We start from the raw sequence: 16,663 nt of genomic DNA, 5'->3' as shown, positions 1-16,663 counted from the left end.
CCGCCCAACGGGCATAAACGACAAAGGCCCCGGTTAAGGGGCCTTTGTGTTTTACATCAACGACTTATTAAGCGAACGGGTGACGCAGAACGATGGTTTCGTTGCGGTCCGGGCCCGTCGAAATAATGTCAATCGGCGCACCGACCAACTCTTCAACGCGTTTGATGTAGTTGCGAGCGGCTTGCGGCAGCTCTTCCAGGGTCTTGGCACCGACGGTGGATTCGGTCCAGCCTGGCATCTCTTCGTACACTGGCTCGAGGCCGATGTAGCTGTCGGCGTCGGTCGGTGCGTCGATCACTGCACCATCCTGGTTCTTGTAGCCAACACAGATGTTGATGGTTTCCAGGCCGTCCAGCACGTCCAGCTTGGTCAGGCACAGGCCCGAGATGCTGTTGACGTCGATAGCGCGACGCAGGATGACGGCATCGAACCAGCCGCAACGACGGGCACGGCCGGTAGTAGCGCCGAACTCGTGCCCACGCTTGGCCAGGAACGCACCGACGTCGTCGAACAGCTCAGTCGGGAACGGACCCGAACCAACGCGAGTGGTGTAGGCCTTGGTGATGCCGAGGATGTAATCCAGGTACATCGGACCGAAACCCGAACCGGTGGCGATGCCGCCCGCAGTGGTGTTGGAGCTGGTGACGTACGGGTAGGTCCCGTGGTCGATGTCCAGCAGGGAGCCTTGAGCGCCTTCGAACATGATGTCTTTGCCAGCGCGACGCAGCTCGTGCAGCTCGGCGGTGACGTCGAGCATCATCGGCTTGAGCAGCTCGGCGTATTCCATGCACTCGTCGAGAGTCTTCTGGAAGTCGATCGCTGGCTCTTTGTAGTAATTGACCAGGACGAAGTTGTGGTAATCCAGCAACTCGCCCAGCTTGGCGGCGAAACGCTCACGATGGAACAGGTCACCGATGCGCAGACCGCGACGGGCGACTTTGTCTTCGTAAGCCGGGCCGATACCGCGACCGGTCGTACCGATCTTCAGCTCGCCACGGGCCTTTTCACGCGCCTGGTCCAGCGCTACGTGGTAGGACAGGATCAGCGGGCAGGAAGGGCTGATACGCAGGCGCTCGCGCACCGGTACACCTTTCTCTTCCAGCTTGATGATCTCGCGCAGCAGAGCGTCCGGTGCAACCACCACGCCGTTGCCGATCAGGCACTGCACGCCTTCGCGCAGCACGCCCGACGGGATCAGGTGCAAGACGGTTTTTTCGCCGTCGATCACCAGGGTGTGACCCGCGTTGTGGCCACCTTGGTAGCGCACTACGGCGGCAGCATGTTCGGTCAGCAGATCAACGATCTTGCCTTTGCCCTCATCACCCCATTGGGTGCCCAGGACTACGACATTCTTACCCATAACACTTGTCCTCATTCGCGCAAACTTGGTGCCGGCAGCCGCCGGCAGGAAAACTCAAGAAGCCAGCGGCAATACTTGCCAAAGCCCGTTCTGCTGAATCAATTGCCGGTCGCAGTCCGCTTCACGGGCGGCGGCCAATGGTTGCCCAGGCAAAGCCTGAACGACACGCTGACCCTCACTGCGCAACTGGCAAACCTGCTGCCAGAGTGCCGCATCCGTACTGTCAGGCATCCAGATACCGCCAGACGGTAACTCGATCTCAGCACGCCCCAGGGTCACCAGGGTTTTCAAATCGGTGGAGAAGCCGGTTGCCGGACGAGCACGACCGAAGTCGGCGCCGATGTCGTCGTAACGACCGCCCTGGGCAATGGACTGGCCAACACCCGGGACGAACACCGCGAACACTACACCGGTGTGGTAGTGGTAGCCGCGCAACTCGCCCAGATCGAAGTAAAGCGGTAATTCAGGGAAACGCGTGGACAGTCGGTCGGCAATCGCCAACACGTCTTCCAGAGCCGCCAGTACCGGCGCCGGCGCATTGGCCAGACGCTCACGGGCAGCGCTCAATACTTCACGACCGCCACACAGGTCGACCAACGCGCGCAGCATGCCCGACAGATCGGCAGGCAAACCTTCGGTCAAGGTAATGACCTCGTCGATGGCTTTGCGTTGCAATGCATCGAACAACTGTTGCTCGACTTCACCGGACAAACCGGCGGCGCGGGCCAGGCCGCGGTAGATGCCAACATGACCGAGGTCCATGTGCACGTCCGGCACATCGGCCAGTTGCAGCATGGCCAGCATCAGGCTGATGACTTCGACGTCGCTGCTCGGGCTGGCATCGCCGTACAACTCGGCGCCCAACTGAATCGGGCTGCGAGACGACGACAAGGCGCGCGGCTGAGCATGCAGAACGCTGCCGGCATAGCACAGGCGGCTCGGACCTTCACGGCGCAGGGTGTGCGCATCGATGCGCGCCACTTGCGGCGTGATGTCGGCACGGAAACCCATCTGCCGGCCCGATTGCGGGTCGATGACCTTGAAGGTACGCAGATCCAGGTCCTGGCCCGCGCCGGTCAGCAGGGATTCCAGGTACTCGATATGGGGAGTCACGACAAACTCGTAACCCCAGCTCTGGAACAGATCCAACACCTGGCGGCGCGCTACTTCAATGCGCGCTGCCTCCGGTGGCAGTACTTCTTCGATGCCATCTGGCAGCAGCCAGCGGTCTACCGTTGCCATTACGCCATTCCCCTATGATCCGGGCGGCCAGCCGTTGGGCGAGCCTTGAGTGAAGCAGAAAATGTCCGGCCCATGCGCAAAGCACGCGCATGAACGACGTGGCAAAAAGCCTGAAACCGGCTTCGCCAATCACTTTCCTCGAAAAACCTGTCGAGTCATTCAACTCGGTCGCCTGCGTGAAAACCACAATCAAACGTGCAGACGCAAAAAAGCCGGGAATTTCCCGGCTGCCGCATCATACACACGTTTTCCCAAAGGATCACCCCGCCCGAGGTTTTAGCCGCCGGGCGGGGGATGATTCAGGTCAACGCAGTATCAAGGCTTGGCTTTTTCCAGGTAACGGAAGAAGTCGCTGCTTGGGTCGAGGACCATGACGTCGGTTTTGTTCGCGAAGCTTTCACGGTAGGCACGCAGGCTACGGTAGAAACCGTAGAACTCCTGATCCTGGCCGTAGGCCTTGGAGTAGATCGCAGCAGCCTGGGCGTCACCATCACCGCGAACCTCTTCAGATTCACGATAGGCTTCAGCCAGCAATACGCGGCGTTGACGATCGGCGTCGGCACGGATGCCTTCGGCCAGTTCGTTACCCTTGGCGCGGTGCTCGCGAGCTTCACGCTCACGCTCGGTGCTCATACGTTCGAACACGCTGCGGTTCACTTCTTTCGGCAGGTCGATGGCCTTGACCCGAACATCGACAACTTCGATGCCCAGCTCTTTTTCCGCCATCTTGTTCAGCGAAGCGGTGATATCCGCCATCAACGCGTCACGTTCACCGGAAACCACTTCGTGCAGGGTGCGCTTACCAAACTGGTCACGCAGGCCCGATTCCAGACGACGGGACAGACGCTCGTCGGCAATCTGCTTGAGGCCGGAAGTTGCGGTGTAGAAGCGCTCGGCATCTTTCACGCGCCACTTGGCGAAGGCATCAACCATGACGGCTTTCTTTTCCAGCGTCAGGAAGCGTTGTGTCGGTGCATCCAGCGTCATCAGGCGTGCGTCGAATTTGCGCACCTGGTTAACGTAAGGCACTTTCACATGCAGGCCCGGCTGAACATCAGTCTGGACCACGCGACCGAACTGCAGCATCACCGCACGCTCGGTCTGAGCCACGATGTAGAAGCAGTTCCAGGCTGCGATCGCCACGACGACGCCGACAATAAGGGCGATCAGCGATTTATTGCTCATCAGCGACTCTCCCTGGTACGTGCTTGCTGTTGCTGCAGATCTGCTGCCGCACGCGCATTCGCTTCATTGCTGCTGGCTGCCGCGCCCGTTACCGGTGCGCTGGTGCTGCGGCCACCGTCGATCATCTTGTCCAGCGGCAAGTACAGCAGATTGCTCTGGCCGTTCTTGTTGCCGGTCACGAGAACCTTGCTGGTGTTGGTGAAGACTTCCTGCATGGTGTCCAGGTACAGACGCTCACGAGTCACTTCAGGGGCCTTGCGGTACTCGGCGACCAGTTTGGTAAAGCGATCCGCCTCACCCTTGGCGCGCGATACCGTTTCGTCACGGTAGCCGTTGGCATCTTCAAGGATGCGCTGGGCCTGACCACGGGCTTCCGGCACGACGCCGTTGGCGTAGGTTTCAGCCTGGTTGCGCGAACGCTGCTCGTCTTCACGGGCGCGGATCACGTCATCGAAGGCTTCCTGGACTTCACGCGGTGCGGCTGCGTTCTGTACGTTGACCTGGGTAACGGTGATACCGGTGCGATAGGTGTCGAGGAAACGTTGCAGACGCTCCTTGATTTCGCTGGCCATCAACTCACGACCTTCGGTCAGGACCTGGTCCATGGCGGTGGAACCCACCACATGGCGCAAGGCGCTGTCGGTCGCTTGCTGCAGGCTGATTTCCGGCTGATCGACGTTCAGCACGAAATCCTGCAGGTTGCTGATCTTGTACTGCACGGTCAGCGGCACTTCGACGATGTTCTCGTCTTCGGTCAGCATCTGGCCCTGCTTGGTGTACGAACGCTCACGCGTCACGTTCTCCATGTACTTTTTATCGATCGGAGGGAAATAGATGTTCAGGCCCGGGCCGACCGTTTCGTAGTACTTGCCGAAACGCAGCACAACGGCTTGCTCCTGCTCGTCGACCACGTAGACCGCGCTGTACAGCCACACGGCCGCCAGCACGACGAGGCCGATGCCGAGCAGGCCTCCGAAGCCGCCACTCTTGCCCGAACCTCCGCCGTCGTCACCGCGTTTCTTTCCACCACCGAACAACCCGTTCAGGCTTTCCTGCAGCTTTCGGAAGGCCTCGTCGAGATCCGGTGGTCCCTTGCGGTCGCCGTTATTGCGGCGCTTGCCACCCCAAGGATCCTGATTATTCGAGTTGCCACCCGGCTCATTCCAAGCCATAGCGCTCTCCATCTGATAAAGCAAAGACGCACCCACGGCGCGCCGACCAATGCTACAGAATGCCTGTCACCACGGCACAACCGCTTTCTCAGGCTTTTATTGCAAAGTGTGTTGCTCGATGAAATCCATCGGTTGCAGGCCTTCGCGGCTCACCAGTCGATTCAACTCGACCCGTGGCAAGCGAACGGCCAGCAGGCAGATGCCTTCTTCGTCGTGTTCTTCTTTCTGCACCGCACCAAGCTCGAAAAACTGCGCACGCAGTCGAGCAAAACGCTGCGGCAAGCGCAAGGTCCCCACAAACAAATCACCGCCCAGCAACTCGGCAATGGCTTGTTCAAGCAATTCCAGACCACTGCCATCACGCGCCGACAGCCAGACCCGTTGGGGCTTGCCGTTTTCGTCGCGCTGGATTTGTGGCTCGACGCCTTCAAGCAAATCGAGTTTGTTATAGACCTCGAGTATCGGCAAGTCCTGGGCACCGATCTCGCCCAGCACCACCATCACCTGCTCGATCTGCAACATGCGATCCGGTTCGGCCGCATCGATCACGTGCAACAGCAGGTCCGAGTTACTCGACTCTTCGAGCGTAGACCGAAATGCCTCGACCAGTTTGTGCGGCAAGTGGCGTATGAAACCCACCGTGTCGGCCAGGACAATCGGCCCCAGGTCGTCCAGTTCCAGACGGCGCAAGGTCGGGTCCAGCGTGGCAAACAACTGGTCAGCCGCGTACACGTCGGATTTCGTCACGTTATTGAAGAGCGTGGATTTGCCGGCGTTGGTATAGCCCACCAGAGACACGGTAGGAATATCCGCACGTGTACGGCCGCGTCGCGATTGTTCGCGCTGACTGCGTACTTTTTCGAGTCGGCCCTTGATCTGTCGCAGGCGAACCCGCAGCAAACGGCGGTCGGTTTCAAGCTGGGTTTCACCCGGGCCGCGCATACCGATACCGCCACCCTGACGCTCAAGGTGAGTCCAGCCACGAACCAGCCGGGTGCTCATGTGGTCAAGCTGGGCCAGTTCGACCTGGAGCTTGCCTTCATGGGTACGGGCGCGTTGGGCGAAAATATCGAGAATCAGACCGGTACGGTCAATCACGCGACACTCGAAAACACGTTCGAGGTTACGTTCCTGACTGGGCGTGAGGATGTGATTGAAGATGACCAGATCGGCCTTCTCGGCATGGACCAGGTCGCGCAGTTCCTCGACCTTGCCGCTGCCAATCAGGAATTTGGCGGTTGGCCGATGACGCGGCACGTTAAAAAACGCAACGGTCTCGGCGCCGGCCGAATTAGCCAATTCCTGAAACTCCTGCGGATCTTCGCGCGCCTCAGGGTCCTGTCCATCCAAGTGAACGAGGATTACTCGCTCACCACCACCGTGGCGCTCAAAGAACAAAGGAGACTCCTATCAGGCGTTACCTGGCTCAGCGTCGCCTGCTTCGGATTCGGTTGCGCTAGGCAGACGAATTGGACGAACCGGCACCACTGTAGAGATAGCGTGTTTGTAAACCATCTGGCTAACGGTGTTTTTCAGCAGGATAACGAACTGGTCGAAAGACTCGATCGTGCCTTGCAGTTTGATCCCGTTGACCAGGTAGATGGAAACCCCAACTTTCTCTTTACGTAAAGTATTCAAGTAAGGGTCTTGTAGCGAATGCCCTTTTGACATGTGCCGCACTCCTTTAAGGATTCAATAATAAAAAATAGGTAATTCAGATGGCTCTGGCCGTCACACCCCCAAGGATAGACGGCAATTGCAAGGACTCAGCTCAATATGGAGATGGTCCCGAGGTATTTCAAGGCGCGCGGCAGATTGTCGCAATCGAGGCTGTCCAGCCAGTGTAAATCAGCCCAACTGCGTAGCCAGGTGAACTGGCGCTTTGCCAATTGGCGCGTGGCTATGATTCCACGTTCCTGCATCTCGGCTTGCGTCAGCTTGCCATCCAGGTAATCCCAGACTTGTCGGTACCCAACAGCGCGTATGGATGGCAACCCGGCATGCAGGTCACTTCTCTTACGCAGGGCTACGACCTCGTCGATGAATCCCTGTTCCAACATAATTGTGAATCTTTGTTTAATGCGCTCGTGCAGTACTTGGCGATTTGCCGGAGCGATGGCCAAGTTCGCGACAGTATAGGGCAATTGTTGCAGTCCCGAAGCGGCTGCTTCAGTACTTTGCGCAGATTGTCTGAGCCGCAGCTCGGTCATGCTCTGACCACTCACGCGGTAAACTTCCAGCGCACGACTCAGACGTTGCGGATCGTTCGGGTGAATTCGCGCTGCCGACACCGGATCAATCACCGCCAATTGGTCGTGCAGGGCTTGCCAGCCAAGGCGTTCAGCCTCTTCTTCGATTTGCGCGCGAACCTCGGGATCGGCCGCCGGCATTTCTGCCAGTCCTTCGACCAAAGCCTTGTAGTAGAGCATCGTGCCGCCTACAAGCAGCGGGATTTTTCCACGCGAAGTGATCTCGGCCATCGCCTCAAGGGCATCACGACGAAAATCCGCCGCCGAATAGCTCTCCGCCGGGTCGAGAATATCGATTAACCGGTGTGGGAATTCGGCCAAAATCTCTTTTGAAGGCTTGGCGGTGCCGATGTCCATGCCACGGTAAACCAGCGCCGAATCGACACTGATCAGCTCACACGGCAGAACTTTGGTCAGTTCGATGGCCAGGTCGGTCTTGCCCGCAGCGGTCGGGCCCATCAGGAAAATCGCTGGAGGGAGCTGGCTCATCAACGACCGCGCAAGAACAGTTTGTCCAGATCGTCCAGGCCCAATTGGGTCCAGGTCGGTCGGCCATGGTTGCATTGACCGCTGCGTTCGGTGTTTTCCATGTCCCGCAGCAGACCGTTCATTTCCGGCAGCGCCAGGCGCCGATTAGCCCGGATCGCGCCGTGACAGGCCATGGTGCCGAGCAATTCGTTCAGGTGCGCTTGAATCCGGTCACTTGTGCCGTATTCCATCAGGTCCGCCAGTACGTCGCTGACCAGGCGATTGGCTTCTGCCTGCTTGAGCAGCGCCGGAATTTGCCGGATCGCCAGGGTTTCCGGGCCCAGGCGTTGCAATTCAAAGCCCAGACGCTGGAACCATGCGACGTTCTCTTCGGCGCAATCGGCTTCGCGCTGGCTCACGGCCAGGGATTCCGGCACCAGCAGCGGCTGGCCGCTCAGACCTTCGCTGGCCATGGCGACTTTCAGTCGCTCATACATGATCCGCTCGTGAGCGGCATGCATGTCCACCAGCACCAAGCCTTGGGCGTTTTCCGAAAGGATATAAATGCCCTTCAGCTGCGCGAGCGCATAACCCAACGGCGGAATGTCGTCCTGGCCGGCTGGCAACGCGACCGCATTGGCTTCGGGCAACGGCGCGAAAAATTCGCGGTACGCCGCTTGGGCTTCCGCCACCGGCACACCGGATTGAGGCTTCGGCGTGTATTGATACTGATAACCGGCGCCAGCGCCCGAGCCCGCCACCGTATTGAAGGTCGGTTGCCCTTGAGGCTGTTCCAGCAACGCATTGGCTGCCAGGCGCATTTCGCCCTGCGGGCCGAATTCGCCAGCATCAATGCCGGTAGGTCGAACAATGGCTGTCGCGACCGGCGCTGCCAGATGATCTTCCGGCCGCACATCGCCCAAGGCGCGGTGCAAAGTGCCGTAGAGGAAATCGTGAACCATGCGCCCGTCACGGAAACGCACCTCGTGCTTGGTCGGGTGCACGTTGACGTCGACGCCCGCCGGATCGACTTCGAAAAACAGCACGAACGTCGGGTGCCGGCCGTTGAACAGCACGTCGCGATACGCCTGGCGCACCGCGTGGGCCACCAGTTTGTCGCGCACCGCACGGCCATTCACAAAGAAATACTGCAAGTCCGCCTGGCTGCGGTTGAACGTCGGCAACCCGACCCAACCCCACAAATGCAGGCCATTGCGCTCGATTTCGATCGGCAACGCCTGCTCCAGGAAACCCGAGCCGCAGATCGCCGCCACACGCCGGGCGCGGGCCGCATCATCGCGGGCCTCGTGCAGGCTGAGGATGGTCTTGCCGTTGTGGCGCAAATGGAACGCCACATCGAAACGCGCCAGAGCCAGGCGCTTGATCACTTCTTGCAGGTGATCGAATTCGGTTTTTTCAGTCTTGAGAAACTTGCGCCGGGCCGGGGTGTTGAAGAACAGGTCGCGCACTTCCACCGAGGTGCCCACCGGGTGAGCCGCCGGTTGGACGCGAGGCGCCATGTCCCGGCCTTCGGTTTCGACTTGCCAGGCCTGATCGGCATCCTTGGTACGGGACGTCAACGTCAGGCGCGCCACGGAACTGATCGACGCCAGGGCTTCACCGCGAAACCCGAGGCTCATCACCTGCTCGAGGTCTTCGAGGTTACGAATCTTGCTGGTGGCATGTCGCGCCAAGGCCAGCGGCAGGTCATCGGCAGAAATACCGCTGCCATCGTCACGCACCCGCAGCAGCTTGACGCCGCCCTGTTCGACATCGACATCAATACGCCGGGCACCGGAGTCGAGGCTGTTTTCCAGCAGCTCCTTGATCACCGAGGCCGGACGCTCAACCACCTCACCGGCGGCAATCTGGTTCGCCAGTCGCGGGCTGAGCAGCTCGATGCGAGCAGTATTGGTCAGCGCCTGATTCATTCTTTGGCCGCCAGTTCAGTGCCGGGAATGGTCAGGGTCTGACCAATTTTCAGCTCGTCGCTTTTCAGGTTATTGGCGCTGCGCAGGGTCGCCGGGGACACCTGATAGCGCACGGCAATCATCGCCAGCGTCTCGCCCGGGCTCACGCGATGGTCACGCGGGCCCTGGACAATCTTGCCGGAGTCGCGCAGCCAGGCGATGTAGGTGCCCGGCGGCGGGTTTTGCTGGAAGAACTGACGAACACCGGCGCTGATGGAACGCGCGAGCGCTTGCTGGTGGCTGGCCGCCGACAGTTTCGAGGCTTCGTTGGCGTTGGAGATGAAGCCGGTTTCCACCAGGATCGACGGAATATCCGGGGACTTCAGAACCATGAACCCGGCCTGCTCTACGCGTTGTTTGTGCAACGGCGTGACGCGGCTGATGTTGCTCAAGACTTTTTGGCCAACGTTAAGGCTGGAGGTCAGGGAAGCCGTCATCGACAGGTCGAGCAGCACGCCGGCCAGCATGCGGTCTTTGTCGTCGAGGCTGACGCTGCCGGCACCACCGATCAAGTCGGAACGGTTTTCGCTGTCGGCCAGCCAACGGGCTGTCTCGGAGGTCGCGCCGCGATCAGACAAGGCGAACACCGACGCACCGAAGGCAGCCGCTGACGGCGCGGCGTCGGCGTGGATCGACACGAACAGGTCGGCGCCTTTCTTGCGCGCAATCTCGGTACGGCCACGCAGCGGAATGAAGTAGTCGCCGGTGCGGGTCAGTTCGGCGCGGAAGCCTTTCATGCCGTTGACCTGGCGCTGCAGCTCACGGGCGATGGCCAATACCACGTCTTTCTCATGCTGACCGCGAGAGCCCGAGGCACCCGGGTCTTCGCCGCCGTGACCGGCATCAATCACCACAATAATGTCGCGCTTGCCGGCCGGAGCGGGCGGCAGTTTCACCGGAGGATCGATAGGAGTGACCGGCACCGGGGCCACAGTGGCTACGTTGGTCGGCGGCGGGATCGGCGCGGCGGCGTCGGCGCTGTCGAACAGATCGACCACCAGGCGATTGCCGTACTGGGCGTTCGGCGCCAGGCTGAAACTTTTCGGCGTGACGGCTTTTTTCAGGTCGATGACCACCCGCAGGTCGGTCGGTGTGCGTTGGGCCGAACGCATCGCGGTAATCGGCGTGTTGGACGTGTTGACGTTCAGCGGCGCACCGAGGCTCGCGCCATTGATGTCGATAACCAGCCGATCCGGCGAGGTCAGGGTAAAGACACTGTGCTGCACCGGCCCCGTGAGGTCGAACACCAGTCGTGTGTTATCCGGAGCTCGCCACAGGCGAACGCTGTTGACCTTCGATTCGGCCACAGCGTCGACGGTCACCGCCAAAAACAACAATCCTACGGCAGCTACCATCGCGCGAAAGCGCATACCTGACCCCATCATTTAATTGGATTCCAATGCCAAAGCGGCACACCACGACTCGCCACGCGAGCCCTGGGACAAAATATTCAGCGAACGACCGCTGTCTTGCGGGCTAATGGTAATGGTCAGGTCGGGCTTTGGCAAAAAGCCTGCACCCTTCTGGGGCCATTCGATCAAACACAAAGCATCGTCGTCGAAGTAATCGCGGATGCCGAGGTACTCCAGCTCTTCCGGATCGACCAGTCGATAAAGGTCAAAGTGGAAGGCGCGGATGTCGCCGATCTCGTAGGGTTCGACCAAAGTGAAGGTCGGACTTTTTACCGCGCCCACATGCCCCAAGCCACGGATGATGCCTCGGGACAACGTGGTTTTACCCGCCCCCAGATCGCCTTCGAGAAAAATCAGACCGTGCCCTTGGGTGGTTTGCGCTATGCGAGCACCAAATGCGGTCATCGCCTCTTCATCAGCCAGGTACAGGGTTACTTCAGACACGGTGTTTGCTCCTCCAACAACTGACGAATGGCTGGAATCAGATCACTGGCCGCCAGCCCACGGCCCGATTTACTTTGTTGCGCGCCGGCATTGGCATGGAGCCAGACCGCCAGGCACGCCGCGTCGAACGCTTGCATGCCCTGGGCGAGCAAGGCACCGACCAGACCGGCCAGCACATCACCCAAACCGGCAGTGGCCATCGCCGGATGGCCCTGATGACACACCGCCAGTCGCCCATCGGGGCTGGCAATCAGGCTACCGGCGCCTTTCAGAATCACTACAGCTGTATATTTTTTGCTCAATGCTTGAGCGGCGGCGGGACGATCGGCCTGCACTTCGGCGGTGCTTATCCCCAGCAATCGCGCTGCTTCGCCGGGATGCGGGGTGATGATGCAATCGGCGGGCAGCTTCACCTGCTCTGCGGCCAACAGATTCAACGCATCGGCGTCCCAGACCTGCGGCAGCGGCGCGTTGGCAGCGGCAGACAACAAACTGCGTCCCCATGCGGCCTGACCGAGGCCTGGACCGACCACTAGGACCGAAACCTTTTCCAGCAAGCCCATCAGTTGATTGGCCGACGACGCGCCGAGCACCATGGCTTCGGGGATTCTGGCCAACGCGGCCGGCACATGTTCGCTACGCGTAGCCACGGACACCATGCCGGCGCCACTGCGCAGCGCACTTTGCGTGCTCAGCAGGATTGCACCACCGAAACCACGATCACCTCCGATCAGCAGGACATGACCGAATTGGCCTTTATGTGAAGTCGGAGGCCGAGCCGCCAGTCGCGGCAGGTTACCGGTCGTCAGGCGACGAGCACTGGCGACGGCATTGTTGAACGCTTCGGGATCGGCTTGCAGGTCATTGAAAACCAGCTCACCCACCACATCCGCCGCTTCGCCAATGAACAGACCCAACTTCAAACCAATAAGGGTCACGGTCAAGTCCGCCCGAACCGCCGCGCCGAGCAGACGACCGGTATCGGCGCACAGCCCCGAAGGAATATCCACCGCCGCCACCGGCAAGCCACTGGCATTGAGCGCCGCGATGACGCTGGAATACGGCTCACGCACCTCGCCCGTCAAACCGGTGCCGAGCAAGGCGTCCAGTACGATACCGCGCAACTCGGAATGGGCGTTCCAGGCTTGAATCGCGACGCCTTCGGACACGGCTTCAGCGTGGGCCGATGCAGCATCACCCTGCAAACGCTGGGGATCACCGGCGGCCACCACCCGCACATGCCAACCGGCACGCCGCGCCAGCACCGCCACCAGATAGCCGTCGCCAGCGTTGTTGCCGTGACCGGCCAGCACCGTCAATTCGTTGGCCGTCGGCCATTGCCGGACCAGCGCACGCCAGGTCGCCCGCGCTGCACGATGCATCAATTCGAAGACCGGCGTGCCGGCCGCGATCAGGCTCGCATCGAGCCCTCGCACTTGCGCGGCGCTGTACAGCGCGTCGGGTAAATCATCTTTAGTGTGCGGCATGCGTCTTCGGGCTCCGATGTCTGGCAGAATTATACGCACCTCAGCTCCGGTTTCTCTCGTCTCATGCCCGCTATTACTACAGACCTGCCCGCCCTCGCCCAATCCATCAAGGACTGGGGCCGCGAGTTGGGCTTCCAGCAAGTCGGCATCAGCGGCCTGGACCTCGCCGAGCATGAGCAGCATCTGGAGCGCTGGCTCGCCGCCGGCTACCACGGCGAAATGGAATACATGGGTGCCCACGGCAGCAAACGCTCGCACCCGGAAGAGCTGGTGCCCGGCACTTTGCGTGTAGTGTCCCTGCGCATGGACTACCTGCCCGGCGACACGCAAATGGCGCAATTACTGGCCCAACCGGAAAAAGCCTACGTGTCCCGTTATGCCTTGGGCCGCGATTACCACAAATTGATCCGTAAACGTGTGCAACAACTGGCAGATAAAATTCAGGCCGAGATCGGCCCCTTCGGTTTCCGCGCGTTTGTCGACAGCGCCCCGGTGCTGGAAAAAGCCATCGCCGAGAAGGCTGGTCTTGGCTGGATCGGCAAAAACACCTTGGTCTTGAATCGCAAGGCCGGCAGTTACTTCTTCCTCAGCGAACTGTTTGTCGATCTGCCGCTGCCGGAAGACCCGCCCCACTCCACCGAACATTGCGGTCGCTGCACCGCGTGCCTGGACATCTGTCCGACCAATGCCTTCGTCGGTCCTTACGTGCTGGATGCCCGACGCTGTATTTCCTACCTGACCATCGAACTGAAAAGCGCGATCCCCGAAGACTTGCGGCCATTGATCGGCAATCGGGTGTTTGGTTGCGATGACTGCCAGATCGTCTGCCCGTGGAACCGCTTTGCCCGTCCGTCGGGCGAAAGCGACTTCAAGCCACGGCACAATCTGGACAACGCAGAGTTGGCGGAACTGTTCATGTGGGATGAGGACAAGTTTCTCAGCAGCACCGAGGGCTCGCCGCTACGCCGGGCCGGTTACGAGCGCTGGTTGCGCAATCTGGCGGTGGGGTTGGGCAATGCGCCGTCGAGCATTCCGGTGCTGGAAGCGTTGAAGGCGCGGCGGGAATATCCGTCGGAGTTGGTGCGTGAGCATGTTGAGTGGGCGCTGAAACAGCACGGCTTAGCGTAGAAAATATGTAGGAGCTGTGTAGGAGCTGTGTAGGAGCTGTCGAGTGCAACGAGGCTGCGATCTTTTGACTTTGTTGTTTAGAAGCAAGATCAAAAGATCGCAGCCTTCGGCAGCTCCTACAGGGGACCGCGTGATTTCAGGCTTCGTCGTTGTAGACGAACTTTGGCATTTCCCAATGAAAACGGATCGCCAGCAACCGCAGCAAAAACCCGCCAAACAAGGTGATCAAGATCGCCTGCTCACCCGGTAATTGCAGATAAATGCAGAGCATGTAGCACCACGCCGCCGCGAACGAGACGCTGGCGTAGAGCTCACGGCGGAAGATCAGCGGGATGTCGTTGCAGAAGATGTCGCGCAGGATGCCGCCGAACACCCCGGTGATCACGCCGCTGACCGACGCGACCAACATGCCGTGGCCCATTTCCAGGGCGGTCATGCAGCCGATCAGGGTGAACGCCACCAGGCCGACGGCGTCGAGCACCAGGAACAGCGAGCGCAGGTGACGCATCCAGCGAGCAGTGAAGACCGTGAACATCGCCGCGACCGAGGTCAGCACCAGGTATTCCGGGTGTTTGACCCAAGTCAGCGGGTAGTGCCCGAGCAGCACGTCGCGCACCGAACCGCCGCCCAGGGCCGTGACGCAGGCGATCAGCACCACGCCAAACCAGTCCATGCCACGCCGGCCAGCAGACAAGGCACCGGTCATGGCTTCGGCGGTGATAGCGATCAGGTAGAGCATCAGCAACATGGCGGCGGTCCTGGCAGGAAGGCGCGCAGTCTACTCACTTCGCTGAAGCCCCAAAAGGGGGCAGCCGTTACGCGCGCCATAGGCCGGGCTGCCAGATCAGAACTTGATGAAATGCTTGCGGTAGTGCTGCAACTCGGCAATCGATTCGCGGATATCGTCCAGCGCCAGGTGCGTGCTGCCCTTCTGAAAGCTGTCACGCACGTCCGGTGCCCAGCGTGCGGCCAGCTCTTTGAGCGTCGACACGTCGAGGTTGCGGTAGTGGAAGTAGCTTTCCAGGGATTTCATGTGCGTATAAAGGAAGCGGCGGTCCTGGCAGATGCTGTTGCCACAGATCGGCGACTTGCCCTTTGGCACCCACTTTTCCAGGAAGGCGATGGTTTCGGCTTCGGCTTCGGCCATGCTGATGCGGCTGTCGCGAACCCGTTGGGTCAGGCCCGAACCGCCGTGTTGACGGGTGTTCCACTCGTCCATGCCAGCGAGAATCGCGTCGCTGTGGTGGATCGCGATCACCGGGCCCTCGGCCAAAGTGTTCAGATCACTGTCGGTGACAATGGTCGCCATCTCGATGATGACGTCGGTATCAGGGTTCAGACCGGTCATTTCCAGGTCGATCCAGATCAGATTCTGCGGGTTTTGCATGTGTCGGCTCCTAGGCAATGCTGCGCAGTTTAGCCTAGGGAAGTAGCCGGGCGTGCTAAACTCGCGGCCGTTTTACCTAATCGCTGCATTCTTGATACGGAACACCCATGGCCAAACGCCAACTCAATCGTCGTCAAAACTGGCGCATCGAAAAGATTCAGGGCGAACGCGCTGCCCGCGCCGCCAAACGCGAGTCCTCGGCTGTCGAGGCACTTGAGGGCGGCGACCTGGGTCCGGAACAGACCGGCCTGGTGATCGCCCACTTCGGTGTGCAGGTCGAAGTCGAAGCCCTCGAAGGCGAACTGGCCGGCCAAGTGTTCCGCTGTCACTTGCGCGCTAACCTGCCAGCACTGGTGACCGGCGATCAGGTCGTCTGGCGTGCCGGCAACCAGGGCATCGGTGTGATCGTGGCGCAACTGCCGCGAAAAACCGAACTCTGCCGCCCGGACAGCCGTGGCCAGCTCAAGCCTGTAGCCGCCAACGTCGACATGATCGTCATCGTCTTCGCCCCGCTGCCCGAGCCCCACGCCAACCTGATCGACCGTTACCTGGTCGCTGCTGAACACGCCGGGATTCGTCCGCTGCTGCTGCTCAACAAATTCGACCTGATCGACGAGCAGAACGCCCCGGCGCTGAATGCCTTGCTGGCGGTCTACCGCACGCTAGGTTATCCGGTGCTGGAAGTGTCGGCCCACCACGGCAACGGCATGGAGCAATTGCAGGAACAACTGGACGGACGCATCAGCGTCTTCGTCGGCCAGTCTGGCGTCGGTAAATCCTCGCTGGTCAACAGCCTGCTGCCGGAAGTCGAAACCCGCGTCGGCCCGCTGTCCGAATTGTCCGGCCAGGGCACCCACACCACCACCACCGCGCGGCTGTTCCACTTCCCCGGCGGCGGCGAACTGATCGACTCCCCGGGCATCCGCGAATTCGGCTTGGGCCACGTCAGCCGTGCCGACGTCGAAGCCGGCTTCATCGAATTCAACGACCTGATCGGCACCTGCCGCTTCCGCGACTGCAAACACGACCGCGAACCGGGATGTGCACTGCTCAAGGCGTTGGAAGATGGGCGTGTGCAGCAACAACGGATGAACAGCTATCGCTCGATCATCGCGAGCTTGCCTGAGACCAGCTACTAGACCGCCACAAAACCTGTGGG

At 60.5% G+C, this 16,663-nt stretch carries 15 protein-coding genes; 2 read left to right on the top strand and 13 right to left on the bottom strand.

Annotated features, from left to right (window positions below; all coding sequences use genetic code 11):
• Nucleotides 1-67: 67 nt before the first annotated feature.
• The 11 genes from LOY68_RS02700 to LOY68_RS02650 all read right to left on the bottom strand — a co-directional run bounded on the left by LOY68_RS02700 (nt 68) and on the right by LOY68_RS02650 (nt 12,989).
• On the bottom strand, nt 68-1,360 hold the full coding sequence (locus LOY68_RS02700; protein WP_010464193.1) for an adenylosuccinate synthase: 1,293 nt from the start codon (nt 1,358-1,360) through the stop codon (nt 68-70).
• A 54-nt stretch (nt 1,361-1,414) separates the two neighbouring features.
• On the bottom strand, nt 1,415-2,602 hold the full coding sequence (locus tag LOY68_RS02695; RefSeq protein WP_054616397.1) for an ATP phosphoribosyltransferase regulatory subunit: 1,188 nt from the start codon (nt 2,600-2,602) through the stop codon (nt 1,415-1,417).
• Between the two features lie 315 nt (nt 2,603-2,917).
• The gene (gene hflC / locus LOY68_RS02690; RefSeq protein ID WP_054053366.1) at nt 2,918-3,787 is read right to left on the bottom strand and encodes a protease modulator HflC; all 870 of its coding nucleotides are present in this window, start codon (nt 3,785-3,787) and stop codon (nt 2,918-2,920) included.
• Nucleotides 3,787-4,959 carry an FtsH protease activity modulator HflK gene (hflK, locus tag LOY68_RS02685; protein WP_265042708.1) on the bottom strand — a complete coding sequence of 391 codons (1,173 nt, stop codon included), beginning with the start codon at nt 4,957-4,959 and terminating at the stop codon, nt 3,787-3,789. Before hflK ends, hflC begins: the two co-directional genes overlap by 1 nt.
• A gap of 96 nt (nt 4,960-5,055) precedes the next feature.
• Nucleotides 5,056-6,357 (bottom strand): ribosome rescue GTPase HflX, encoded by a 1,302-nt coding sequence (gene hflX, locus LOY68_RS02680; RefSeq protein ID WP_054053361.1) that lies wholly within the window; start codon nt 6,355-6,357, stop codon nt 5,056-5,058.
• A 12-nt stretch (nt 6,358-6,369) separates the two neighbouring features.
• The gene (gene hfq, locus LOY68_RS02675) at nt 6,370-6,630 is read right to left on the bottom strand and encodes an RNA chaperone Hfq (RefSeq protein ID WP_007902656.1); all 261 of its coding nucleotides are present in this window, start codon (nt 6,628-6,630) and stop codon (nt 6,370-6,372) included.
• Between the two features lie 95 nt (nt 6,631-6,725).
• Entirely contained in the window at nt 6,726-7,697 is a 972-nt protein-coding gene (gene miaA / locus LOY68_RS02670) for a tRNA (adenosine(37)-N6)-dimethylallyltransferase MiaA (protein ID WP_054053359.1), read from the bottom strand.
• On the bottom strand, nt 7,697-9,607 hold the full coding sequence (gene mutL / locus LOY68_RS02665; RefSeq protein ID WP_413787168.1) for a DNA mismatch repair endonuclease MutL: 1,911 nt from the start codon (nt 9,605-9,607) through the stop codon (nt 7,697-7,699). The genes miaA and mutL overlap by 1 nt, the downstream gene beginning before the upstream one ends.
• Nucleotides 9,604-11,031: an N-acetylmuramoyl-L-alanine amidase gene (locus LOY68_RS02660; RefSeq protein WP_163908006.1), complete on the bottom strand. Its 1,428-nt coding sequence runs from the start codon at nt 11,029-11,031 to the stop codon at nt 9,604-9,606. The genes mutL and LOY68_RS02660 overlap by 4 nt, the downstream gene beginning before the upstream one ends.
• Nucleotides 11,032-11,502, bottom strand: a complete 471-nt coding sequence (gene tsaE, locus LOY68_RS02655; RefSeq protein ID WP_163908003.1) for a tRNA (adenosine(37)-N6)-threonylcarbamoyltransferase complex ATPase subunit type 1 TsaE — start codon at nt 11,500-11,502, stop codon at nt 11,032-11,034.
• The gene (locus LOY68_RS02650) at nt 11,490-12,989 is read right to left on the bottom strand and encodes an NAD(P)H-hydrate dehydratase (RefSeq protein ID WP_265042705.1); all 1,500 of its coding nucleotides are present in this window, start codon (nt 12,987-12,989) and stop codon (nt 11,490-11,492) included. The genes tsaE and LOY68_RS02650 overlap by 13 nt, the downstream gene beginning before the upstream one ends.
• A 63-nt stretch (nt 12,990-13,052) precedes the next feature.
• On the opposite strand from LOY68_RS02650, the gene queG reads away from it, so the two are divergent.
• A complete protein-coding gene (gene queG / locus LOY68_RS02645) occupies nt 13,053-14,117 on the top strand; it encodes a tRNA epoxyqueuosine(34) reductase QueG (RefSeq protein WP_163908000.1) in 1,065 nt (354 codons plus the stop codon).
• 136 nt (nt 14,118-14,253) lie between these two features.
• Here the strand turns inward: queG and LOY68_RS02640 are convergent, their stop codons facing one another.
• Both LOY68_RS02640 and orn read right to left on the bottom strand, forming a co-directional pair.
• Nucleotides 14,254-14,865: a trimeric intracellular cation channel family protein gene (locus tag LOY68_RS02640; protein ID WP_054053347.1), complete on the bottom strand. Its 612-nt coding sequence runs from the start codon at nt 14,863-14,865 to the stop codon at nt 14,254-14,256.
• A 96-nt stretch (nt 14,866-14,961) separates the two neighbouring features.
• Nucleotides 14,962-15,504 carry an oligoribonuclease gene (orn, locus tag LOY68_RS02635; protein WP_054053345.1) on the bottom strand — a complete coding sequence of 181 codons (543 nt, stop codon included), beginning with the start codon at nt 15,502-15,504 and terminating at the stop codon, nt 14,962-14,964.
• A 107-nt stretch (nt 15,505-15,611) separates the two neighbouring features.
• Here orn and rsgA point away from each other — a divergent pair, with 107 nt between their 5' ends.
• Nucleotides 15,612-16,643, top strand: a complete 1,032-nt coding sequence (gene rsgA, locus LOY68_RS02630) for a small ribosomal subunit biogenesis GTPase RsgA (RefSeq protein ID WP_054053342.1) — start codon at nt 15,612-15,614, stop codon at nt 16,641-16,643.
• The last annotated feature ends 20 nt before the right edge of the window (nt 16,644-16,663 follow it).

The sequence above is a fragment of the Pseudomonas sp. B21-053 genome (assembly GCF_026016365.1).
Lineage (GTDB): Bacteria > Pseudomonadota > Gammaproteobacteria > Pseudomonadales > Pseudomonadaceae > Aquipseudomonas > Aquipseudomonas nunensis.
Note: the sequence above shows the minus strand (reverse complement) of the source record. Positions and strands in the feature narration are given on the sequence as shown.